23 protein-coding genes and 5 pseudogenes are annotated in these 19,546 nt (G+C 41.0%); 23 read left to right on the top strand and 5 right to left on the bottom strand.

Going from position 1 to position 19,546, the window contains the following annotated elements:
• From ACFIMP_RS03405 to ACFIMP_RS03415, 3 genes and pseudogenes are all read left to right on the top strand, one after another.
• The gene (locus ACFIMP_RS03405; protein WP_375685989.1) at positions 1-3,144 is read left to right on the top strand and encodes a DUF4815 domain-containing protein; all 3,144 of its coding nucleotides are present in this window, start codon (positions 1-3) and stop codon (positions 3,142-3,144) included.
• Between the two features lie 14 nt (positions 3,145-3,158).
• Positions 3,159-4,544 (top strand): Bgr_08870 family protein, encoded by a 1,386-nt coding sequence (locus ACFIMP_RS03410; RefSeq protein WP_375685990.1) that lies wholly within the window; start codon positions 3,159-3,161, stop codon positions 4,542-4,544.
• Between the two features lie 111 nt (positions 4,545-4,655).
• Positions 4,656-4,886: pseudogene (locus ACFIMP_RS03415) on the top strand (DNA adenine methylase); the annotation flags it as partial.
• A gap of 97 nt (positions 4,887-4,983) precedes the next feature.
• Here ACFIMP_RS03415 and ACFIMP_RS03420 read toward each other — a convergent pair.
• Both ACFIMP_RS03420 and ACFIMP_RS03425 read right to left on the bottom strand, forming a co-directional pair.
• On the bottom strand, positions 4,984-5,340 hold the full coding sequence (locus tag ACFIMP_RS03420; RefSeq protein ID WP_156851753.1) for a helix-turn-helix domain-containing protein: 357 nt from the start codon (positions 5,338-5,340) through the stop codon (positions 4,984-4,986).
• Positions 5,337-5,651: a type II toxin-antitoxin system HigB family toxin gene (locus ACFIMP_RS03425; RefSeq protein ID WP_317993618.1), complete on the bottom strand. Its 315-nt coding sequence runs from the start codon at positions 5,649-5,651 to the stop codon at positions 5,337-5,339. The genes ACFIMP_RS03420 and ACFIMP_RS03425 overlap by 4 nt, the downstream gene beginning before the upstream one ends.
• 165 nt (positions 5,652-5,816) lie before the next feature.
• On the opposite strand from ACFIMP_RS03425, the pseudogene ACFIMP_RS03430 reads away from it, so the two are divergent.
• The 8 genes and pseudogenes from ACFIMP_RS03430 to ACFIMP_RS03465 all read left to right on the top strand — a co-directional run bounded on the left by ACFIMP_RS03430 (position 5,817) and on the right by ACFIMP_RS03465 (position 11,974).
• A pseudogene (locus ACFIMP_RS03430) lies at positions 5,817-7,027 on the top strand (phage tail sheath subtilisin-like domain-containing protein).
• Entirely contained in the window at positions 7,027-7,533 is a 507-nt protein-coding gene (locus tag ACFIMP_RS03435; protein WP_375641068.1) for a phage major tail tube protein, read from the top strand. The pseudogene ACFIMP_RS03430 and the gene ACFIMP_RS03435 overlap by 1 nt, the downstream one beginning before the upstream one ends.
• A 2-nt stretch (positions 7,534-7,535) precedes the next feature.
• Positions 7,536-7,823, top strand: a complete 288-nt coding sequence (locus ACFIMP_RS03440; protein ID WP_375612344.1) for a phage tail assembly protein — start codon at positions 7,536-7,538, stop codon at positions 7,821-7,823.
• Between the two features lie 41 nt (positions 7,824-7,864).
• The gene (locus tag ACFIMP_RS03445; protein ID WP_375638239.1) at positions 7,865-7,933 is read left to right on the top strand and encodes a hypothetical protein; all 69 of its coding nucleotides are present in this window, start codon (positions 7,865-7,867) and stop codon (positions 7,931-7,933) included.
• Positions 7,930-10,063 (top strand): annotated as a pseudogene (locus ACFIMP_RS03450) (phage tail tape measure protein). The gene ACFIMP_RS03445 and the pseudogene ACFIMP_RS03450 overlap by 4 nt, the downstream one beginning before the upstream one ends.
• Before the next feature lie 5 nt (positions 10,064-10,068).
• The gene (locus ACFIMP_RS03455) at positions 10,069-10,449 is read left to right on the top strand and encodes a phage tail protein (protein ID WP_375637877.1); all 381 of its coding nucleotides are present in this window, start codon (positions 10,069-10,071) and stop codon (positions 10,447-10,449) included.
• Entirely contained in the window at positions 10,446-10,670 is a 225-nt protein-coding gene (locus ACFIMP_RS03460) for a tail protein X (RefSeq protein ID WP_375685991.1), read from the top strand. The genes ACFIMP_RS03455 and ACFIMP_RS03460 overlap by 4 nt, the downstream gene beginning before the upstream one ends.
• Positions 10,667-11,974 (top strand): phage late control D family protein, encoded by a 1,308-nt coding sequence (locus ACFIMP_RS03465; protein WP_375685992.1) that lies wholly within the window; start codon positions 10,667-10,669, stop codon positions 11,972-11,974. The genes ACFIMP_RS03460 and ACFIMP_RS03465 overlap by 4 nt, the downstream gene beginning before the upstream one ends.
• Before the next feature lie 38 nt (positions 11,975-12,012).
• Here ACFIMP_RS03465 and ACFIMP_RS03470 read toward each other — a convergent pair whose 3' ends face one another.
• Together ACFIMP_RS03470 and ACFIMP_RS03475 are read right to left on the bottom strand one after the other, a co-directional pair.
• Entirely contained in the window at positions 12,013-12,336 is a 324-nt protein-coding gene (locus tag ACFIMP_RS03470; RefSeq protein ID WP_375630048.1) for a type II toxin-antitoxin system PemK/MazF family toxin, read from the bottom strand.
• A complete protein-coding gene (locus ACFIMP_RS03475) occupies positions 12,336-12,560 on the bottom strand; it encodes an antitoxin MazE family protein (RefSeq protein ID WP_019224016.1) in 225 nt (74 codons plus the stop codon). The genes ACFIMP_RS03470 and ACFIMP_RS03475 overlap by 1 nt, the downstream gene beginning before the upstream one ends.
• 143 nt (positions 12,561-12,703) lie before the next feature.
• On the opposite strand from ACFIMP_RS03475, the gene bgtA reads away from it, so the two are divergent.
• From bgtA to ACFIMP_RS03495, 4 genes are read left to right on the top strand one after another with little or no spacing between them, the layout of a single operon-like run.
• The gene (gene bgtA, locus ACFIMP_RS03480; protein WP_375668461.1) at positions 12,704-13,366 is read left to right on the top strand and encodes a gene transfer agent endolysin BgtA; all 663 of its coding nucleotides are present in this window, start codon (positions 12,704-12,706) and stop codon (positions 13,364-13,366) included.
• Entirely contained in the window at positions 13,363-13,590 is a 228-nt protein-coding gene (locus ACFIMP_RS03485; RefSeq protein WP_375630023.1) for a hypothetical protein, read from the top strand. Before bgtA ends, ACFIMP_RS03485 begins: the two co-directional genes overlap by 4 nt.
• Positions 13,523-13,726, top strand: a complete 204-nt coding sequence (locus ACFIMP_RS03490) for a hypothetical protein (protein ID WP_375630024.1) — start codon at positions 13,523-13,525, stop codon at positions 13,724-13,726. Before ACFIMP_RS03485 ends, ACFIMP_RS03490 begins: the two co-directional genes overlap by 68 nt.
• Positions 13,719-13,931, top strand: coding sequence for a hypothetical protein (locus tag ACFIMP_RS03495; protein ID WP_375618855.1), 213 nt, complete (start codon positions 13,719-13,721; stop codon positions 13,929-13,931). The genes ACFIMP_RS03490 and ACFIMP_RS03495 overlap by 8 nt, the downstream gene beginning before the upstream one ends.
• 130 nt (positions 13,932-14,061) lie before the next feature.
• On the opposite strand, the pseudogene ACFIMP_RS03500 reads toward ACFIMP_RS03495, so the two are convergent.
• Positions 14,062-15,236: pseudogene (locus ACFIMP_RS03500) on the bottom strand (tyrosine-type recombinase/integrase).
• Positions 15,237-16,069: 833 nt separating this feature from the next.
• Here ACFIMP_RS03500 and ACFIMP_RS03505 point away from each other — a divergent pair.
• From ACFIMP_RS03505 to ACFIMP_RS03540, 8 genes and pseudogenes are all read left to right on the top strand, one after another.
• The gene (locus ACFIMP_RS03505) at positions 16,070-16,297 is read left to right on the top strand and encodes a hypothetical protein (RefSeq protein WP_375613726.1); all 228 of its coding nucleotides are present in this window, start codon (positions 16,070-16,072) and stop codon (positions 16,295-16,297) included.
• Between the two features lie 198 nt (positions 16,298-16,495).
• Positions 16,496-16,741 carry a hypothetical protein gene (locus ACFIMP_RS03510; protein WP_375613727.1) on the top strand — a complete coding sequence of 82 codons (246 nt, stop codon included), beginning with the start codon at positions 16,496-16,498 and terminating at the stop codon, positions 16,739-16,741.
• A 257-nt stretch (positions 16,742-16,998) separates the two neighbouring features.
• Complete coding sequence (locus ACFIMP_RS03515; RefSeq protein ID WP_375612451.1) at positions 16,999-17,412, top strand: C2 domain-containing protein; 414 nt, start codon at positions 16,999-17,001, stop codon at positions 17,410-17,412.
• 4 nt (positions 17,413-17,416) lie between these two features.
• On the top strand, positions 17,417-17,605 hold the full coding sequence (locus ACFIMP_RS03520; RefSeq protein WP_375613729.1) for a hypothetical protein: 189 nt from the start codon (positions 17,417-17,419) through the stop codon (positions 17,603-17,605).
• A gap of 276 nt (positions 17,606-17,881) precedes the next feature.
• Positions 17,882-18,227 (top strand): annotated as a pseudogene (locus ACFIMP_RS03525) (hypothetical protein).
• Between the two features lie 233 nt (positions 18,228-18,460).
• Positions 18,461-18,679, top strand: a complete 219-nt coding sequence (locus tag ACFIMP_RS03530) for an AbrB/MazE/SpoVT family DNA-binding domain-containing protein (protein ID WP_375685993.1) — start codon at positions 18,461-18,463, stop codon at positions 18,677-18,679.
• A gap of 79 nt (positions 18,680-18,758) precedes the next feature.
• Positions 18,759-19,010: a type II toxin-antitoxin system PemK/MazF family toxin gene (locus tag ACFIMP_RS03535; protein ID WP_375682744.1), complete on the top strand. Its 252-nt coding sequence runs from the start codon at positions 18,759-18,761 to the stop codon at positions 19,008-19,010.
• 167 nt (positions 19,011-19,177) lie between these two features.
• Complete coding sequence (locus tag ACFIMP_RS03540) at positions 19,178-19,498, top strand: hypothetical protein (RefSeq protein ID WP_375685994.1); 321 nt, start codon at positions 19,178-19,180, stop codon at positions 19,496-19,498.
• Positions 19,499-19,546 lie beyond the last annotated feature (48 nt).

Here is a 19,546-nt window from a genome sequence, read left to right on the forward strand (position 1 = left end):
ATGAAGCATGAAAGTGGTTTACCCTTTGCAATTGACAGATCTCGCGGCAAAGAGGAACAACAAAGCGTTGTCTTTTATGGCACGCGTCCCTTTATTCAAAGTGGTGAATTGAATGAAGTTCAAACCATTATAAGGGGGCGGCATGACCGCTTGGGGCGCCTTGTTGCAAAAGAAGGAGACCGCGTTGAACGGGCTGATGCTTTTGTCAACAAAGAGACAAAGACCGTCACTTTAACGGATGGCAAGATTTATATCGCAGGCGATATCTTTCCAGTCTCTGAAGCTGTACTCAACGATGTTGCCATGATTGGGCGCTTGGAAATTGGTGTGAAGCTGCAAAAAAAATGGATAACTCATGAAGAGGATCCAGAGCTATTGGGGCAAGTCCCTGGCACCTTAGCAGAAGGAGAGCCTGGAGCGGCACGCGAAACAGCAAAGCTTGTTTGGGCACTAAAAGAGGATGCGCAGCAAGGGGCTTTCTTTCCGGTTTATATCTTACAAGATGGTGTTCTGATTGATCAAAAATCTCCCTCATTGCTTGAACCCGCCATGCAAGCTATTGCGACGTACGACCGCGCCCATGGGCATTATATCGTGAGTGGCTGCCGTGTAAGTGCATTGGGAGCCAATAACGGTTGCCAAGTGTTTAGTATTCAAGAAGGAGAAGCCAATATCAATGGCTTTAAACGCAAACGCCTTGCCGCCTTGCGCCATGAAGAGATGCAAGATTTTTCGACAAGCGTTGTTCCAAGCGAAACGCATATTTTTGCGCCTCCAAAAGGGAAAACAAGTTTCACCTTTAAACCCTATTATTTTCCTATTGCCGATATTCAGTCTCTTTTGTTGACAAAAGAAAAAACCGTTAACGTCACCCGTGGTGCCGTTGCCGCTGGGCGTGATGGTGTTCCTGATAAAAGCATCACCGCGTTTATCAAAATCGTTCAAGGAAGCAAGGAATTTAAAGAAGGCACAGATTTTAAAAAAACCGGAGACACCATTGATTGGGCACCCGTGGGAGACGAACCTTTAGCAGGGAGCAGCTATAAGGTGACTTACCGCTATCGCGCAAAAATCACGGCTGATAAAGTAACAGCGCAGGAAATCACTGTCTCAGGTGGGGCGCAAGGTGGTGATATTATCGTCAGTTACACTTACAAATTACCCCGCATTGACCGTATAGGTCTCAACACGGGGGGCAATGTGGTTTACATCAAAGGTATCTCAGTAGACCAACCCATAGCACCCAGTGTCCCTGATGATGTGTTGTCCCTTGCAACCATTACCAACAATTGGCTTGAAACGCCGGTTGTGGTCAATGATGGCACACGGGTTGCCCCCTATGATGAAATGTGGCGCTATTTTCAACGAGTGCTTTCGCTTGATCGATTGATGCAATTAGAGCGTATTAAAAGCAATGTTGACTCTAAAGAACCTGTTGCCAAAAAGGGCATGTTTGCCGACCCTTTTCTCGATGACAGTTACAGAGATGAAGGCTTTCAACAAACAGGTGCTGTAGGCAACGGCATTTTACAGCTTGCCATTGACCCAACCTTTTACACTGCTCCTTTAAAAGCGCCTGTTACGCTTGACTGGACAAATGAAGTGATCATTGCGCAAGAGTTGACAACGGCTTGCGAAAAAATCAATCCTTATCAAAATTTTGCGACCTTGCCTGGTACAGTAACCCTTGAACCCGCGACAGACTTCTGGCATGAACAGCGCACCGATTGGCTCTCAAGCGTGACCAATCAAATCATTATGGGAAAACATCGCGGCAGAACTATCCGTAACACAGAAGTGCGTGATGACTTGGTCAATGCACATCAAGAACAAACCGACTTTTTAAGACAAATTACCCTTCACTTTAAAATTGAAGGCTTTGGCAAGTTAGAACAATTAGAAAGCCTCATCTTTGATGGTGTGAATGTTTTGCCAGCGAGCCGCCTTGTTGCCGATAGCAAGGGCACCCTTGAAGGAACTTTTAAAATTCCACAAAACATCACCGCTGGCACAAAAAATGTTGTGGCACGGGGGAAAGGTGGAACCATTGCAACGGGGCTTTTTACCGGTCAAGGTCTGATTGATGTGAAAGTGATGCGGCGCACCACCACTGTGAAAATATGGATGCAATTTGACCCACAAGCGCAAGTCTTTACCCCCGATGAAACACGGCAAATCACCGGTATTGACTTTCATCTTTGCAAAATCGGTAATGAGAAGCATGATTTGGTGATTGATTTGGTCACTACAGAAAACGGTTATCCGACCGCCGATATTCAAGCACAAAGCTTTTATTCTATGAAGGGCGCAAAGGGAGGGTGGGCAGAGGCACGCTATGATGTCCCTTTGTTAGTCCCTAATGACCGTCTCACCGCCTTTGTCATTAAAACCGATGATGCTGATCATGCCGTTTCACTAGCAAAGCTTGGAGATTTTGATGCAGAACACCAAAGATTTGTCTCAAGTCACCCTTACGTGACCGGTCCACGCTTTTCTTCTGTCAATGCTAGGAGCTGGACCGCTCATCAAGATGAAGCCTTAGCCTTTCGAGTGCTGGCGGCACGCTATAGGCAAACAGAAAAGATTGTCGATTTAGGCACCTTTGACCTTGTGGACTGCTCTGATTTGCAAGTACGCGCAGCCATTGAATTGCCTTCAAGCGATTGTTCTGTCATCTTTGAAATTGAAAGAAACAATGGCACAATTTATCAACTCCTGCCCTTTCAATTGCTAAGCCTTACTGAATATATCAGTGAAAAGATAAAGCTTCGCGCTATTCTCAAAGGCACCGAAAAGCTCTCACCCGTCTTGTTTGCGCCTGTTCAATTGATTGCGGGGAAAATCCATAAAGAAGCCACTTATGTCACGCGTGCTTTTGCCTTTGGGGAAAAGGCAAGGTTGACCAGCTATATCAAAACATTTTTACCAGGTGGTGCAACCTTTACACTCGAGATGCAACTGGATGATGGTGCTTTCACCCCTTTGAAATTAGAGGAAACAGAACAACTCGCTGAACCGCTTTGGACAGAACGAAAATTTACCAGCAGTGATAAAGGCGCCAAACAAGCGCGCTTGAAACTCACGCTTACCGGTGGACCTGCTGCGCGGTCCATGGTGAGTGATTTTGGCGCTGGCATATTATAATGGGAAAATGAGACATGACCAAAACCAAAAAACTCGACATGGAATTGCCGAAAGAAGGACGCTTTATCAGTTCTGAATTCCCAATCTTGCGGGAAAACTTGACCAAAATTGATCAAGCTCTTTTGGCTGTTGAGGAAAAGGTAAACGAAAAAGCACCTTCAAAACACACGCATACAATAAGTGATATCGCAGATCTTGAAGCAGCCCTTAAGGGCAAGATGGCAGCGGATAAAACCTTCACTTTTTCCGATTTAAGCGATATCGAAGGCGCAAAAGATGCTGCCAACAATTATGTTCTCTATAAATCAAGCAACAATAACTTTACCTTTGGCAGTGCTGTATCTTTGCTTGGTTCTCATCAACATAAAACTGAAGATATTGTGGGACTTGATGATTTTAGAGCTAAGATCAACGAAGATCTCACAAGCTATGGTCGTTTAGCCAGCCCCAATGAATGGCAGAATTATAATAAATTTACCAGCAAAGTCACTATGAGTGGTGGCTTAGAACTGTTGGGTAATTCGTCGTTTAGCCTCATCCACAATGGTGAAATGGTTACCAGTTTAAGCACAAGCGAAAGCTTTCTTAAAGGACCTTTAAAAGTCGATGGAGATCTTGTTTATACCAAATCACAAGTGGATGCAGCCATCTTGGCACAGATAAAGAGTCTTAAAAAAGATTTGACCGATAAAATCACGAATTGGCCGGCTCTTGCTGATGCTGAATTGCTCTATACACAGGATGGGAAAATTCAATGGCCAGACTGGGTAACGGATAAAACCAAAGTCGAAATCCAAGCATGGGGTGGCGGCGGCAGTGGTGGGGGTGGTTATTCTTTTTACTTAGGAGGTGGTGGCGGCGGTGGCGGTTGTACGGTATGGTATGGTTATAAAGCGAGTTTGAAGGGTCATGAGAATATCATAATTGGTAAAGGAGGAGATTCTGTTTCTGGGTGGAATGTAAAAGGTAAGTTTGGAGGAACAACAACCGTTGGCAAAAATTTTATTACGGCGACAGGAGGACTTGGTGGTGGTGGTACTTACTCTTCTAGCACTCACACGGGATATGGTAAAGATAATACTTCCTACTATTCAGGCTCTGGCGGTGCTGGAGGTACAGGTGGAAACTTTGGTTTAGCAACAGACGAACATCTAGGGCTTGCCAAAGGCGGAAATGGTTATGCTGGAACGAGTGGAATTACGAGCAAAACAAGCGGTAATGGAGGCGATTCTGGAGGTGATACATCAAGGGGTGGCTCTGGAGGAATAGGCAAAGGTTCCTATAGTTCAGGAAAAGCAGGGCGTGGCTTTGGGGGTGGGGGTGCTGGTTCTCATGGGACTGATTGTTCAAGTGGCGCTGGAGCTGATGGTGCTATCCTTATAAGGTTATGGAAAGATTAAATACAAAACCAAAAATAGCGCAAGTCAAATGGATAGCTGTTCTATAAGCAGGCTTATATGTTTTTAAGTCCTTTTAAAGCTCTTTTAAAGCCCTTTAAAAGGGCTTTAACAGGCGTTGAGAATTGCTATGGCAAGGATTTGTTTAAGCGAGAGGATTACCAGACGATGTCCACACTGCTTGCACAATTAAAGGGAAAGTTTGTTCTGTCTCTCAATGATGTGCCAGAGATCCGAAAAACCTTTAGCCAATTTAAACTAAAAGAAGTGAATACATCTTATACATGTGGTTCAAATAATCCAATGCCGGCTCAAGAGCTGATCATCTCAAATTGCGATTTCTAAAACGAGAAATAATACATATTAAAGGGTCTTTAAATGATCTTTGAAGACCTTTTGAAACCCCTTAAAAATCTTTCAAAAAAATAAATTAGTATAAAACCTAAGCTATCAGACTTTCTAGTGGAATATTGAACTGTTGGTGCAAGTTTTTAATCATGCGCAGTGTTAATTTTCTTTTACCACTCAAGATTTCATAAACACGATTTAAATGACCAATCGCAGGAACGAGATCTTTAGCACTTAAGTTCATTTGTTCCATTCTAAATTTAATAGCTTCAATCGGGTGAGGAGGAGAAACAGGATAGTGTTCTGCTTCATACGCTTCAATCAACAACACAAGAACCTCCATTTGATCAAATTCTGGAGTATTCTCTTTAGGTTGATTGTCAAACATTGCAGACACAATTTCTAAAGCTTCTTGATAATCTCTTTCAGTGCGAAGTGGTTTGATATTCATTTCTTAAATTCCTTTAGTTCTACAGTATTAGCATCAATTGCATCATACTGTTTGTGTGTCCCTATAAATTTTATATAAAGCCAACCTGCTGGATAAAAGATTGAAACAACTAAACGATAATCATTGCCTCTAATATTAAAAACAACACGATTATTCTTTAATATGCTTGCATTTTTATACTTCTCTTTAATGTCATGAGGAGAACGCCACTGCGCATTTTTAGCTTCATCTACCCATGCTTTTAACGGTTGTTCAGCGTCAGGATATCGAGCCCAAAAAGTTTGAAGTGTGGAGATTTTAACAATTTTCATAAGTTTATCCTGATTTTTATCAATCTTAGTACCATTTTGGGACCAAGTCAAGATATTTATAAAAAGAAAGTGCTTGTTGAAAACAAACCTTTCTCAAGAGCGGCTTTTTACCTCTCATTTTTCCCATTCATTTTAATTCATCCCTCATTTAAAGGAGCATAAAGTATGGCAACAGGTTTTCTACACGGTGTTGAAGTCGTTGAAGTTGACGACGGCACCCGCCCCCTTCGCGCAGTTCAATCGGCAGTTATCGGGATTGTTGGCACAGCACCCGATGCCGATGAACAAGCATTTCCCCTTAATACACCCGTTTTGGTAACGGGCTCTCTTTCACAAGCAGCTAAACTGGATAAAACGGGTAAGCGTCAAGGCACCCTACCCAATGCCCTTGATCTTATTTTTAAACAAGTAGGAGCAATTGTCGTTGTCGTACGCGTGAACGAGGGTGACAACGAAAATGCAACACTCACCAATATTCTAGGTGGTGTAAACGCAAATGGTGCTTATGAAGGTGTCCATGCTTTCATTGGAGCACAATCCATTGTAGGACAAACACCACGCATTCTGATTGCTCCAGGCTTTACACATCAGCGCCCTTCCAGTGTGAATATTGAAGAGAATGGAACTGATGCGACTGCCAACCCCGTCGCAGCAGAATTCATTGGCATTGCAGAGCGTCTGCGTGCTATTGTGGTGCTTGATGCACCCAACACAACAGATGAAGCCGCTCTTAGCACAGCAAAGGATTTTGATTCAAAGCGCGCCATTCTTATTGATCCGTTTGTAAAGGTGAATCGTGATGGAAAGATCATAGAACAGCCAGCAAGTGCAGCGGTTGCAGGTGTCATTGCTAAAACGGATTTTACCCATGGTTTTTGGCATTCCCCTTCAAACAAAGTGATCAATGGCATTGTTGGTATTGCACGCCCCATTGATTTTTCCATTGGTGATCGATCAAGCCGCGCCAACCTTCTTAACGAACAAAACATCACAACAATTATCCGCGAAAACGGTTATCGTCTTTGGGGTAATCGCACCTTTCAAGCGATACAAAGTTTGCTTTCTTATCGGTGGTGAGAACCGCAGATATGATCAATGACGCCATTTTGCGCGGTCATCTATGGGCTGTCGACCGCAATATCAAAAAAACCTACATGAATGATGTCAGTGAAAGCGTCAATGCCTATTTGCGTGATTTAAAAGCACAAGGCGCCATTCTTGGTGGGCGCTGTACGCCTGATCTAGAGCTTAATACAGCAAGCGCTATTGAAAGTGGAAAAGTCTATTTCAATGTGGAATTTACCCCCACAACACCCGCAGAACACATCACGTTCCGTTCACAAATCATCAATGATTACCTAGAGGAGATCTTTTAATGACCGTACCCGTATTACCAAGAGTTTTGAAGTATTTTAACATTTTTGTCGACGGTATTCCCTATCAAGCAAAATGTGAAAGTGTCACCCTACCGAATTTGAGTTTGGTCGTTGAAAGTTATCGCGGTGGTGGCATGGATAGCTCTATTGAAGTTGACCTTGGTCTTGAAACCCTCACACTTAGCATGACCATTTCTGATTGCTCTCCAGAATTGATGGCACTGTTGGGGCGCACAGATGTCGACATTTCATTACGAAGTTCAATGCAAGCGCAAGGCACACCCGCAGAAGGTGTTGTCATTACCATGAGAGGACTTTGCAAAGGCTTTGAAATGGCAGAATGGCAACCGGGCAGCAAAGCAACTTCTACGGCTACATTCACATTGCAGTATTTCAAATATGTCCAGAAGGACGTTGAAATCGTTGAGATAGACGTCCTCAACTTGGTGAGAAAATTCAATGGCGTCAATCAACTCGCAGACCATAAAAACAACATAGGATTATAAAAATGACAGTCCAAACAAGCATTACACATAAATTATTGATACCTGTTACTTTTGAAGGAAAAGAGCACACCGAAATTACTTTACAGCGCCCCAAAACAAAAGATGTGCAAGCAATCGACAAAAAAGAAGGCATAGAGCAAACAATCGCTATGATCGCACGTCTTTCTGGATGGGCACATGAAGCGGTTGGAGAACTCGATATTAATGACTTGTCGAGCATTGGAGAGATTTTGGAGTCTTTTATCAAGCGGCGGGATACCTCGACTGGGAAACCGCCGCTAAACTCATAGCCGATATTACCATTGTGTTCCATTGGTCCCTTTCAAAGATGATGGAAATGGAACCGCAAGAACTCATATTCTGGCGAAATCAAGCAGCAGAAAGGTATAAGATAAAATGAGTGAAAAAGTTGCTGATGCAAAGGTAAAATTGTCTCTTGAAGACAAACTCACCGCACCTCTCAAACATCTTCAAAAAAAATTCGATACATTGTCAAAAACACTCTCACATAGTTTGGGTATTCCGCGCTTTTCTGCTGCTGTCAAAAACATGACAAAAAGCCTTCATGGCGTTCAAAGTGCTCTTGGAGTGGCGGCAAAGCCGTGCTTCGGTCTTTACTGGTGTCTTGGGGCTTGCTGGTGGTGGTCTTGTGGCAAGTGTAGCCGCCCTCACCATGAAAACCATGCATCTGGGCGATAGTCTTTATCACGCATCACACCATTTAAATATGAGTGTTGCATCACTTCAATTATGGGGTGATGCAGCCGATAATTCAGGCACTTCTGCCGAACTTTTTCAACAATCCTTAGCGGTTTTAAATAGGCGTTCAGCACAAGCATATGCCGGACAAAAAAGAGGAATGATGGGCTTTGAAGCACTTGGCATTTCTGTCAAAAACACTTCTGGAAAACTCAAATCCACTTCTGTCTTGTTAGAAGAAATTACCGACAAGATGAGTAAGATCAAAAGCCAAGCACAAAGACAGCATATTGCCGCTCTGCTGTTTGGGGGCGATGGTAAAGAAATGGCGACCATGCTTGCACAAGGCATGGCACCCATTAAAGAGCTGTTTGCAAAGGCGCGAAAAGGAAAATGGCTGATAGGTGCCGATGTTGCACGCTATGCAGCAGATTTAAGTGACAAGCTTGGTGCTTTTAAGAAAAAAATAGGCGGTATCGCGAGCTTTATTGGCGCGCGTTTCATGCCCGTGATTAATGATATGATTGACGGTTTTTCAAAGTTGATTGATGAAAACCGCGACCTCATTCAAACAACTGTTGCGAGCTGGGCAAAAACCTTAAAAAAAGTCCTTAATGATTTGCTTAATCCTACCTCTGATTTAAGAAAAGGCATCAGTGATCTCACAGAGAGGATTAAAGGCTGGTTCCAATGGCTAGAACCTCTGATTGGTGAAATAACCCTCTTTAAGGTAGGACTTGTAGCACTTGGTTCCTTCATTTTTGGTCCACTCATTGCCGCATTAGCCGCAGCGGGAGCAGCGTTTGTCACGCTTGGCTATACTATAATGACCACACCTATCGGTTGGCTAATTGGGGGTATCGCGGTACTTGCCGCACTCTATAAATATTGGGATGAACTCAATGGCTGGGTAGCTGCATCTTTAGCCGCGGTTGGAGCAGTTCTTACCGGAGCATTCATTGCGGCAATGGTACCGGCAGCTTCTGCAGTTGCGGGTCTTGCACTATCTCTTGTAGCTTCACTCATTCCAGCAATAACTGCCGTTAGTTCTGCTTTTATATCGCTTGGTGTTGCTATCATGACCACACCTATTGGCTGGATAATTGGCGGCATTGCAGCTCTTGTTGCTGCTGGATATCTGCTCTACAAACATTGGGATACAGTCATAAGCTTTATAAGCAAGCTATGGGATTCTTTTTACAGCTTATGTAGTAATGTTTTCAATAACCTCTTGACGTTCTTTAAAAACTTTTCACCACTGACTTGGATTTCGAAAAAAATCAATGAACTCATTGAATGGCTGTTTGGTGTCGATTTAATGGAAATAGGCTCCAATCTTATTAATGGGCTTTGGGAGGGCATCAAAAGCAAATGGGATGATCTGTATAACGGTTTTGGCAATATGATGAAGAAATTAACCAGTTGGATGCCTAATTGGGTGAAAGAAAAGTTAGGGTTTAATGTTTCAATAGACAAGACTTCAACGCAGACCATTAAAACCTTTACCGAAGAAACCAATGCACGTGCAAAAAAAATGGTTGATACAGTAGTGGTTACAAATACCCCACCTGAAAAACGCAAGAGTGGTTTTAATACAAGTGTCGTTGAAACAGGAGAAATGCAGGCAACAAATAAAGTAGGTGCTTTTAAAGCTCCAAAGCCAATTACGGTTCATAAGCCCGTTGAAGTAGACGCCCGTGTAACCATTACAAATCTAAATATTTCAGTACCAAATGGTCTCAAGGACGAAATCAGAGACGCTGTCAATCAAGCACTTGAACGCTATGCAAAACAGCAACGTTTAGCCATAGCCTCTAGCCTTTCGGATTAAATACCATGATGTTAGCTTTGGGTGGTTTTATTTTTTCGATTGAAACAGCAGCTTATCAAACACTTGATATGTCTTATGGAGTTCCATGGGTAGAGCAAGGGCGATTGGGGAGAAAGGCTGCTCTTCAATTGCCTGCTGTTGCAAATGCGGAATTTTCTTTAGCAGGCGTGATTTATCCAGATTTCAAAGGTGGTCACAGACAGCTCGAATATTTACGACAAATAGCGCATATGGGACCTCACATTCTTGTGACCGGTCAAGGCAAAATCTTAGGTAAGTTTGTCATTCTTTCTGTAGAGGAAAAACAAAGCGTTTTTCATCATAATGGCACCCCCAAAAAACAAGAATTTACAATAAAGTTGAGAGAATATGGTGAAGAGCTATGAGTGATCTTTACGTGACAAAAGAAGGTGATATGGTTGATGCCATTTGCTGGAGATACTATGCAAAGGGTCAACAAGCCCTTGCTGTTGAACGCGTCTATGCAGCGAATTTGGGGCTTGCAGACTATGGACCCATTTTAAAAGCAGGCATCACGATACTCTTACCAACCCTCCCCTATCCGAAAGCCACACCAGTAATCAGAATTTGGGGTAGCAAATCATGAAACCTTTTTGCATGGTTCTGGCAAATGGAGAGGACATCACAAGAATGCTGATGGACTATGTTTTATCAATTGAAATTACCGATGAAGCAGAAAACAAAAGTGATCGTATCACTGTAGAGCTTGATGACCGTGCGCGTGACAGTGATAACGGCTTTCTTGATATTCCTCTTATCGGGACAGTTATTTCCATAACACTTGGCTATGAAGGCGGGAAAAACCGCGATATGGGAGCCTATCTGATAGACGAAATTTCTGTAAGCAGCCCACCGCAAAGCTTAAGTGTTACAGGACGCGCCGCCTCTATGAACACGTCTTATAGAACACCCAAAAGCCAATCCTATCACCAACAAACCCTTGGCAGTATTATTCAAGAGATAGCACAGCGCAATGGCTATACACCAAAAGTTGACCCTGCTCTTGCCAAAATTGTTGTGCGTCACATTGACCAAACTTCTGAAAGCGATATGGCTTTTGCCACGCGCCTTGCAGAAAACTATGATGCGGTAGCAAAACCCGTTGATGGCAAATTGGTGCTTGCCAAACGGGGTGAAGGCAAAGCCATTACCGGTGAAACACTGCCCGTCGTTGTCATCCATGAAAAACAATGTACCTCTTGGGATTTTAAATACAGTGCACGGGATGAAGCAGGTGCCGCCAATGGATTAAAGACAGATGCAGGAGATGATCAAAAAGCCGCCGCTGATGCACGAGAACCAGAGGAAATTGATGACAGCGAAGATGTGATCCATATGGATGAAAGTGACGCCCCCAATTTGCCTAAAGAAGAGACGGAAGCCAAAACATCTGAAAATCAAGAGCAAGAAGAAGAGAAAAAAGGCGGTGTTATCGCAAGCTATCATGATATCCGCACTGGTGAAAAAAAGGAAGTCAAGGTTGGTAAAGAGCCTTTTCATGAACTCAAATACACCTACCACAATCAATCAGAAGCTGTTGCGGCCATTGCTGCTTATCGCAACAAATCATCTCGTGGCAAATCTTCTTTCTCATGTGATATTGGTGGTGATCCCTTTGTACAAGCAGAAGCAAAGCTTGTTCAAAAGCCCCCTTTCCGCCCCTATATTCCAGCAGAATGGCGCATCAAAAGCGTTAAACACAAGCTTGATAAAACAGGTGGTTACACCACAAAAATGGATTGCGAGCTTTTTGATGAAACCCAAGAAGATGCGGCTGGAAACGTTGCAAACACCACACCAGACAAAGATGATACCCTTGACCCAAACGCCCCACCTAACGCATGTGATGAAGGCGAAGGCGTTATCCATATGGATGAAGAAGATAGATAAACAAAGCTATTTTATGATGATAAAAAGAAATACTATTTTTATTTTACTATTCCTAAAAATACAGCTAAACAGCGTTCAATTTCTACCATTTTATCTGCATGAATGGAGCCGAAAGCTGGACTAACTTTTTCACATCTTACCGTCATAATCTTATCAATCATGACTTGCGAAGGTTTTTGCAAACCATTTTTAGCGTTTGGCTGAATCGTAATGCGGAGTAATGGCGCATCAACAAGTGTGCTAGTAATGGGTAAAACTGTTACACTTGTATGTTCATTGAATTGATTAGCTTGAATGATTAACGCAGGTCTTGGTTTACCAAAATCGCCTTGCATAGCTATTGTGACGAGAGATCCACGCATCATTCTGTCCAGCCATCAACATCCATTAAAGATTGATCCATCAACAACTGCATAGATGTATCTGTTTTATCCATTTTTGCGACTAAGCGACATTGGCGTCGGCACTCTTCTGCAAAGTTCGGTTGACGCGTATCTGGTACCCAAATTTGCATTAAACGCAAACCTGCTTTTCTTTGTGCGTTGCGATGTTTTTGAACGCGTTCATTAACGTGCATTGTAGCCATAACAAAATCTCCATTATGTTTCATGTAACGTATAACACAGAAAAAAGTTACATGAAACACTACTTTTAATAAAACGCAATAATTACAATTTTAATCTATCAATCTGCCCCACCTTTTGTGGGGCTTTTTTATAGGAGCAATACATGAGAACAATATCACCAGAAGGGTTAGCACTGATTAAACAATGGGAAGGTTTACGTCTCAATGCCTATAAAGATGCCATTGGAGTGTGGACCATTGGTTATGGACATACAAACAATGCTGGAAAACCTTTTGTTCATAAAGGCATGGCAATCACTGAAAAGCAAGCAGAAGAACTTCTTTGCCAAGACTTAAGACAATTTGAAAATGCTGTTGAACGCGCTGTTACAGTTTCATTAACAGATGAACAATTCGCGGCGTTAGTGTCCTTTTGCTATAATGTAGGAACAGGAGCCTTTTGTAACTCGACACTGTTAAAAAAGCTCAATCAAGGTGAATATGAAGCTGTCCCTGCAGAGCTACAGAAATGGACCAAAGCAGGCGGAAAGCGTCTTGAAGGTCTCGCACACCGGCGTGCAGCAGAAGCAGGCTTATGGGCGAAAGGTGCTTTTGTTTCCTCTAACTACCAAACCGTAGAAACGCAAGCACCAACGGGACTTTTTAAAGCTGAAGCTCTTGCACCAGTTATTGGTTCTTTTTCAGGGCTTGGAGGCTTATTAGCAGGCAATGGTCCAGTGCAATGGGCATTTGCTACCATTATGGTTTTAGCCGCATGTGCTGGCATTTTCTTTGTTGCTAAACGTTTTCAGGAACACCGTTTATGATCTTATGGATGAAAAGAAATCTGCTGTTAATAGGCGCGGCTCTAGCCGCTTTTTTTATGGCTTTGGCAAAAGCTTTTACCCTTGGAAAAAAGGCAGAACAGCAAAAGCAAACAGAAAAAACCTTAAAAGCAGCAACAACACGGCTGGAGGTGGAAAATGAAGTTAATCAGAAAAGTGATACTGATGTGCGTACTGCTCTCTCTCGTTGGTTGCGGGACAAATAAGTATGTCTCTTGTGTTGGTTGGTTGCCAATTTATTTAGAGAGGCAAGATGTTAACGTCATCAGTTCCAATTTAGCAAGAGATATCTTAAAGCATAACAAGCAGGGCGAACGTGTGTGTGGGTGGAAACATGGCTAAGAAAAAAACAAAAGACGATACAGAGCTTACAGAAGGAGAAAAAGAAATCCTTCAAGAAATTATCATGACCTACAAAAGTATAAAAGTGATGTCACGTTATACGAGATGGATTGTACTCATTATACTCTTGCTAGCGCTTGATTTTTCACGTCTTATAGATGCATTGGTAAATATTTTTACACAAAAACCAAATATCCGACTCTAAATACATTCTGAGATGTGCGAAACTGTTTAGCAAATGAATTATCAATTTCGCGCGTCTCGCAGATGCAAGAAATAATGTCGTTTTACACATCTCAAACAGTGGTTTTCAAAACATTAACAATTTGATCCCCTTAGGTCGCTCCTGTTATAAATGCAGCCCACTGTTCCATAAGGGTATGTCGTTGTTCTAAAAAATCTGTCCGCATATAAGCTTTTGTCACTGAACTCCCAACGGAATGCGCAAGAACAGTTTCAGCAATCTCAAATGGTGTTGACGTTGTTTCTGCTATCCAGTCACGAAGACTAGATCTGAAACCATGGGGTCTATAATCAAAACCTTTGTCTTTCATGAATTTAGAAAGTGTTACATCAGATATAGGCTTTCCAGAACTCCCAGCAAATAAAAAACCATTTTTTTCAAAGGGGAGAGATTTTTCAATCACTTTTAAAGCTTCATCACTCAATGGCACGCGAAAATCTGAAACCTTTCCTACAATGCCCTTCATATTTTCTTTTGGTATCGTCCATATATCTTTATCTATTTGTTCAAGACGCAAATAGCGCAATGGATACGACCGTACTCCAGTCAAAATAAGCAACTTCAGTGCTAAATTTGAAAGAATCTTATCATCCAAGCTTTGATAAAATGCCGGAACTTCCTGCCATGGCATAGCAGGAATATTTTGAACATTTTGAATAAATTTTCCCAATAAAGCTTTTGCTTTTGGTACCAATTGCATGTCCACATCTATACCACGTGCTGCGGCATGTTTTATAGCAATATTCAAACGTGATAAAGCCTTGCTCGCTGTTTCATTTTTTGTTTTCCAAATAGGCAACAAACACTCTTTTATATCAAATTGCGTTAATTCAGTAATTGCTATATCCCCAAGTTTAGGAAAAACATGCAATGTAAGAGGTGCTAACCACCTTGCTGCTTTACCTTCATTTTTCAATTCGCTTTTTTGGCTTCAAAAGCACTTAAAACTATTTTTTGTAAAGAAATACTATCAACTGCCTGCCGTAATTTTTCATTTTTCCTTTTACGAATCGGATCAATACCTTGGTGCAAAAGGTCACGGCAAGCTGTAGCTTTAAGCCTCGCTTCTTTCAAAGATACAACGCTACAAGAGCCTAATCCCATTTCACGACGTTTTTTATTGAAATCAAATCGAAAAATCCAACGCCCTTGATTTTGGGCTGTTTTGATAAGCCATAGCCCAGCTCCATCAGCATATTTTCCTTTAGATAGATTTTTTACAGATAAGACAGACAGTCTATCACGTGTTCTCGTTCTGCTAACCACCTTCTGAACCACCTTTTAAAAACCACCTTCTGAACCACCTTTTGAATCGCACTTGGAGCGATTTCATTTGATAGCAAGATTATATACAAAAGGCAATTTTATAAATAAAATCAAATAAAAACAGTTAGTTATAAATATAGAAAAAAGTAAAACGCGCAATCAGGTGATAGCGTAGAGAATTCTAAATAAAGAAAAAATAGGTGCACGCCGTCCGCACCAGATTATCTTAATCTCTCTTATTTTCCAATGATTTATTAAAAATCAAAAAAAATTAAAGCACCTTCTAAACCACCTTTCGTAACTTTATTATAACGCTATAAGACGGCACCGCGGTGGTACTAAAATACGAATCATTGCTGCTTTTTGAGGTACCTTTTTAGCACTTTGACCTCCTCCTCGTCTTTATAGGATGGAGAGGCAATCAATATTGCTAATTTGGGATTGGCTTATACTCTTCATGACTCTTGTAAAACGACGCAAAAGCTCAGAAAAGAGATAGATGCAAAAGACAAAATAATAGATAAAGAAGCTGAAATAATACGTGCACAAAAAGATGTGATTCAAAAACAAGAAGAGTTAATTCGAAAATCAACTGCTTCTAAGATTATTTTTCCTCGAATGGCAGTAAAAAATTGGCCCAAAAGTAGTTTCAAGTACTTTCTCACGACCATTTTTTCAAAACAGGCAATCACAACACGCTCTGTCATAGCGCACATATAAATACGCAACAGCCTTCATGGGGGAAGATGATCATCAATACACAAACCGTTCTCTGCCTTGATCTAGATCTAAGACAGGCTGGGCGATTTCTCGTGTAGACAGCAGTATAACAAGTGGCACTTGTCAATTTTGAATTTTTTCGTTTTCAAGGCGATAGTAGGCGCTATTTGCGTTTTCAGCAATGGCTTACAAAAATGAAGATCACAACAGATAAAGTCAATGCCTCACAAGAAAAGATGATTAAGACGGTGTGTGCAAAAGAATACAATCCAAAAGATGACAACGAAGCAAATGCTTTAGCAATTTTATATTTAGTTAAAGAAGGGAATGCGCATGTCTAATGCAATGCCATGGATAAGATTCCTTTTGAATGACTGGAACAGTGAGATAGATGGAATGACATGAGAACAAAGGGGCATTTATATAACGCTTTTCATTCGCATATATGACAAAAAAGCACCAATTAAAACAGATTTTGAAATGCTTGCCCGCGCTTGCAATTGCTCGCAAAAAAGTTTGCAACTATTGTCGAATATCTCATGAAGAATGGTAAATTTCTTGAGAAAGATAATGGTTTGTCGAATACGCGCATTGAAGAAGAGCTAAAAGATTTTACTGATAAAAAAGCGCCCATATCGCAAATTCATAGTGAGGCTGGAAAAAAGGTGTACAATAAAAAACGCTATAAAAAACATTTTAATGATTTTGCTGAAGCAAACGCTAAGCAAAATCAAGCTATAAAGAACCAGAATAAGAACATATATAAACTAAAACTATCATTTTAGCAAAAAAAACTGCTTCTGAAAATTTAGAAACAAACGAACAGGTTGACGAACCAACATAGGTTGCTGCTGTTGAGACCACATCAGAGCAAATCGAAACGGGTGTAGAAAACCAACCTTCCATTCACGAGCAAGAGAACATTACGAAAAAAGCTAAACGGGTTAGAAATGACAGTGGCTGTCGTACCCCTGATGATTTCGAACCTGTTTATGATTTCGCAATCGAAGAGGGATTGCCTCCAGAGCGTATCAAAGCCGAAATGGCAAAATTTCGAGATTTTTGGAAAGCTAGAACAGGCAAAGATGCACGCAAAACGGATTGGAAAGCAATGTGGCGCAACTGGGTGCAAAAAGCTATCGAGGATTTAGAGAACGGAAAAAACTATGGAAATCACTCTCAAAGGCAAAAAAGTGTAGATGAACGCATCTCAGACAGTATCCTTGATATCGAGCCTCGAGGTCACTTTGAAACACATTCACGAGATGATAACTCTGGAGTTTCCTTTAGTTTTGAAAAGTGGCAAGCATTGACACAACAGCAGGAAGCGATTGCCTTAGAAGCGTGTGATCAACTTCACGAATTGTTTTCAATAAAAGTGAGTAAAGAGGACATAACCAAGGCAATTCGGATGCTTTCGGTGTGGTTTAAAAATTTCGCAACAGACAGATCATGAAGGTATGGCGCTTACCTATGGAATGGTTTTGGAAAGTGTTTCTGCGTGGTCACTCATAAAAACGGTTAAACGGATTTTATGCGATGAGTTAGAAGGTTTATCGGATACGTTTTTTCCAAGCACTCGTGAGTTAGTAAGATTATGTCGTGATTTGAAAAATAGTCTTTTGACGAAAGCCAATCTTGTACACTAGGCTGTTTTGAACACCCGTGAAAAAAGGCTGAAAGAAAAGGCAATGAGAGAGAATTCAAGACCACTCACGTTGGTTGAAAAGCAAGTGAAAAACACTGCAAATTAGCAAACTAATGAAAATTGCTGATCGTTTTGTGATTGGATGTGCATTTAAATCGACAAAATGGCACCGTACAGAGTGATTTAAAGATTTTATGATAAAAAACCTATCTTATAAAACGCTCTGTACGGTCAAATTTGAGGCAAATAGACAAATTTGTAAAATTAGGATTAAAGTATGTTCATTTTAAAACATCTATTCTTAAAAAACCGTAAACAACCCATGCGAAAGAGGTTTGTTGCAACGGCAGTGGGTATGCCCCATGGGGGATGGGACAGAGGAGTATTTTTACAACCTCTACGAATACGAAGACGGCACAAGAGAGTGTGAAAAGTTTGATGGTGGTCAGTATTACAAAACACCTAAGAATGCGGATTTTAGTACCAAAGCGCAAGTAAAAGCATGGGTTTACGGTGGTGATATTCCGAAAAGCATTCTCAATTACGAACCTCTTATAGACGAGATCAACAGAGAGATCAAAAAATTATCGAAAACCGCAAGAAATAAATATGTTTACAGATAAGCAGCTAAGAGCCTTGTTTGGTATTATAACTTTTATATTTTTATGTTTTTCAGAAATTAAAAAAATATTGACTTTATTCAGAGTATATTGCGTATTGCTCTAAATGCGCTTCTTAAACATTTGCACAAAAGCATTAAAAGCTATTGAATCATGGGCTTTATGTTATATTTTTATATAATATTAGAGAGGGCGTTTTATGCACAACAAAATTACGTAAAGTTGGAGGATCCGTTATGCTCTCTATACCGCCTGCATTGTTTGATGTTCTTCATCTTACTGAAAATATGCAAGTGGGTTTGGCTATTGATAATGGACAATTGGTTGTAAAACTACAAATATCGCAAAATTACACTCTTGAAGAATTGTTAGCCGAATGTAATCCTTCGGACGATTTTGCGGATAAAGATGTAGAGTGGTTTGATGCTAAGCTTATTGGCAGAGAGCTCTTGTAATGAAGCGGGGTAAAATTTGGTTTGTATCGCTTGACCCAACCTCTGTCTATGAGAAAAAGGAACGCGTCCTGTACTGATTGTGTCACCGGAGGCGTTTAATCGTTTAACAAAAACACCCATTGTTTTGCCCATTACGAGTGGAGGAAATTTTGCTAGAATAGCAGGCTTTGCTGTTTCATTGGTGGGAACAGGGCTGCATACAACAGGTGTGATACGCTGTGACCAACCGCGTGCTTTAGATATAGTAGCGCGTAATGGAAAAAGAATGGAAACTATTCCATATATAATTATGGATGAAGTCTTAGCAAGGTTATCAACATTTCTTACTTGAATTTTTTCTACACTTTTAAATGTTTAAAAACACCAACTTTAGGTAAAAAGTAAAAAAGCATAAGATCATGATTTTTTTCTGCTGACAATCAGCTAATCAATTTTTCACAGAATAAAAATCAATATTTGACTAATTATGTCATTAATTATGACTCAAAAGGAGCCATAATGAAAGCTGTCATCACTACGTCAATGTGTGTTGTTGGAGACAATAAAAGCGCTGTTCGCTTTGAACCATTACCCCCCAATAATCCATTTGTTGAAGTTTCTAATCAGGTCTACGCACGTCTCAAGCGCGCCAATGCTGCAAAACCTTTTGTTGACGTCAAAACAACAGCAAAACCTAAAAAGACAGTTGAACAAATTAAGCAGATAGAACAAGAAGTAGCACAAACATTATCTGAACCAATGACTGAAGAAACCTTACTCGAAAAACCAAAAGCATCTAAGGTCTCTCAATCATCAACATCTACCCCAAAAAAGGCTTAGAAGTTGAAATTAATTATCCACCAAAAATGGTATCTTCAACAGGCAAAA

It is taken from the genome of Bartonella sp. AP65SXKL (assembly GCF_042195725.1).
Lineage (GTDB): Bacteria > Pseudomonadota > Alphaproteobacteria > Rhizobiales > Rhizobiaceae > Bartonella.

Coding starts and splice junctions, on each gene's coding strand:
- ACFIMP_RS03405 (WP_375685989.1), top strand. CDS start 1: ATGAAGCATGAAAGTGGTTTACCCTTTGCAATTGACAGATCTCGCGGC.
- ACFIMP_RS03410 (WP_375685990.1), top strand. CDS start 3,159: ATGACCAAAACCAAAAAACTCGACATGGAATTGCCGAAAGAAGGACGC.
- ACFIMP_RS03420 (WP_156851753.1), bottom strand. CDS start 5,340: ATGAATATCAAACCACTTCGCACTGAAAGAGATTATCAAGAAGCTTTA.
- ACFIMP_RS03425 (WP_317993618.1), bottom strand. CDS start 5,651: ATGAAAATTGTTAAAATCTCCACACTTCAAACTTTTTGGGCTCGATAT.
- ACFIMP_RS03435 (WP_375641068.1), top strand. CDS start 7,027: ATGACCGTACCCGTATTACCAAGAGTTTTGAAGTATTTTAACATTTTT.
- ACFIMP_RS03440 (WP_375612344.1), top strand. CDS start 7,536: ATGACAGTCCAAACAAGCATTACACATAAATTATTGATACCTGTTACT.
- ACFIMP_RS03455 (WP_375637877.1), top strand. CDS start 10,069: ATGATGTTAGCTTTGGGTGGTTTTATTTTTTCGATTGAAACAGCAGCT.
- ACFIMP_RS03460 (WP_375685991.1), top strand. CDS start 10,446: ATGAGTGATCTTTACGTGACAAAAGAAGGTGATATGGTTGATGCCATT.
- ACFIMP_RS03465 (WP_375685992.1), top strand. CDS start 10,667: ATGAAACCTTTTTGCATGGTTCTGGCAAATGGAGAGGACATCACAAGA.
- ACFIMP_RS03470 (WP_375630048.1), bottom strand. CDS start 12,336: ATGCGTGGATCTCTCGTCACAATAGCTATGCAAGGCGATTTTGGTAAA.
- ACFIMP_RS03475 (WP_019224016.1), bottom strand. CDS start 12,560: ATGGCTACAATGCACGTTAATGAACGCGTTCAAAAACATCGCAACGCA.
- bgtA (WP_375668461.1), top strand. CDS start 12,704: ATGAGAACAATATCACCAGAAGGGTTAGCACTGATTAAACAATGGGAA.
- ACFIMP_RS03485 (WP_375630023.1), top strand. CDS start 13,363: ATGATCTTATGGATGAAAAGAAATCTGCTGTTAATAGGCGCGGCTCTA.
- ACFIMP_RS03490 (WP_375630024.1), top strand. CDS start 13,523: ATGAAGTTAATCAGAAAAGTGATACTGATGTGCGTACTGCTCTCTCTC.
- ACFIMP_RS03495 (WP_375618855.1), top strand. CDS start 13,719: ATGGCTAAGAAAAAAACAAAAGACGATACAGAGCTTACAGAAGGAGAA.
- ACFIMP_RS03510 (WP_375613727.1), top strand. CDS start 16,496: ATGAAGAATGGTAAATTTCTTGAGAAAGATAATGGTTTGTCGAATACG.
- ACFIMP_RS03515 (WP_375612451.1), top strand. CDS start 16,999: ATGGCAAAATTTCGAGATTTTTGGAAAGCTAGAACAGGCAAAGATGCA.
- ACFIMP_RS03520 (WP_375613729.1), top strand. CDS start 17,417: ATGGCGCTTACCTATGGAATGGTTTTGGAAAGTGTTTCTGCGTGGTCA.
- ACFIMP_RS03530 (WP_375685993.1), top strand. CDS start 18,461: ATGCTCTCTATACCGCCTGCATTGTTTGATGTTCTTCATCTTACTGAA.
- ACFIMP_RS03540 (WP_375685994.1), top strand. CDS start 19,178: ATGAAAGCTGTCATCACTACGTCAATGTGTGTTGTTGGAGACAATAAA.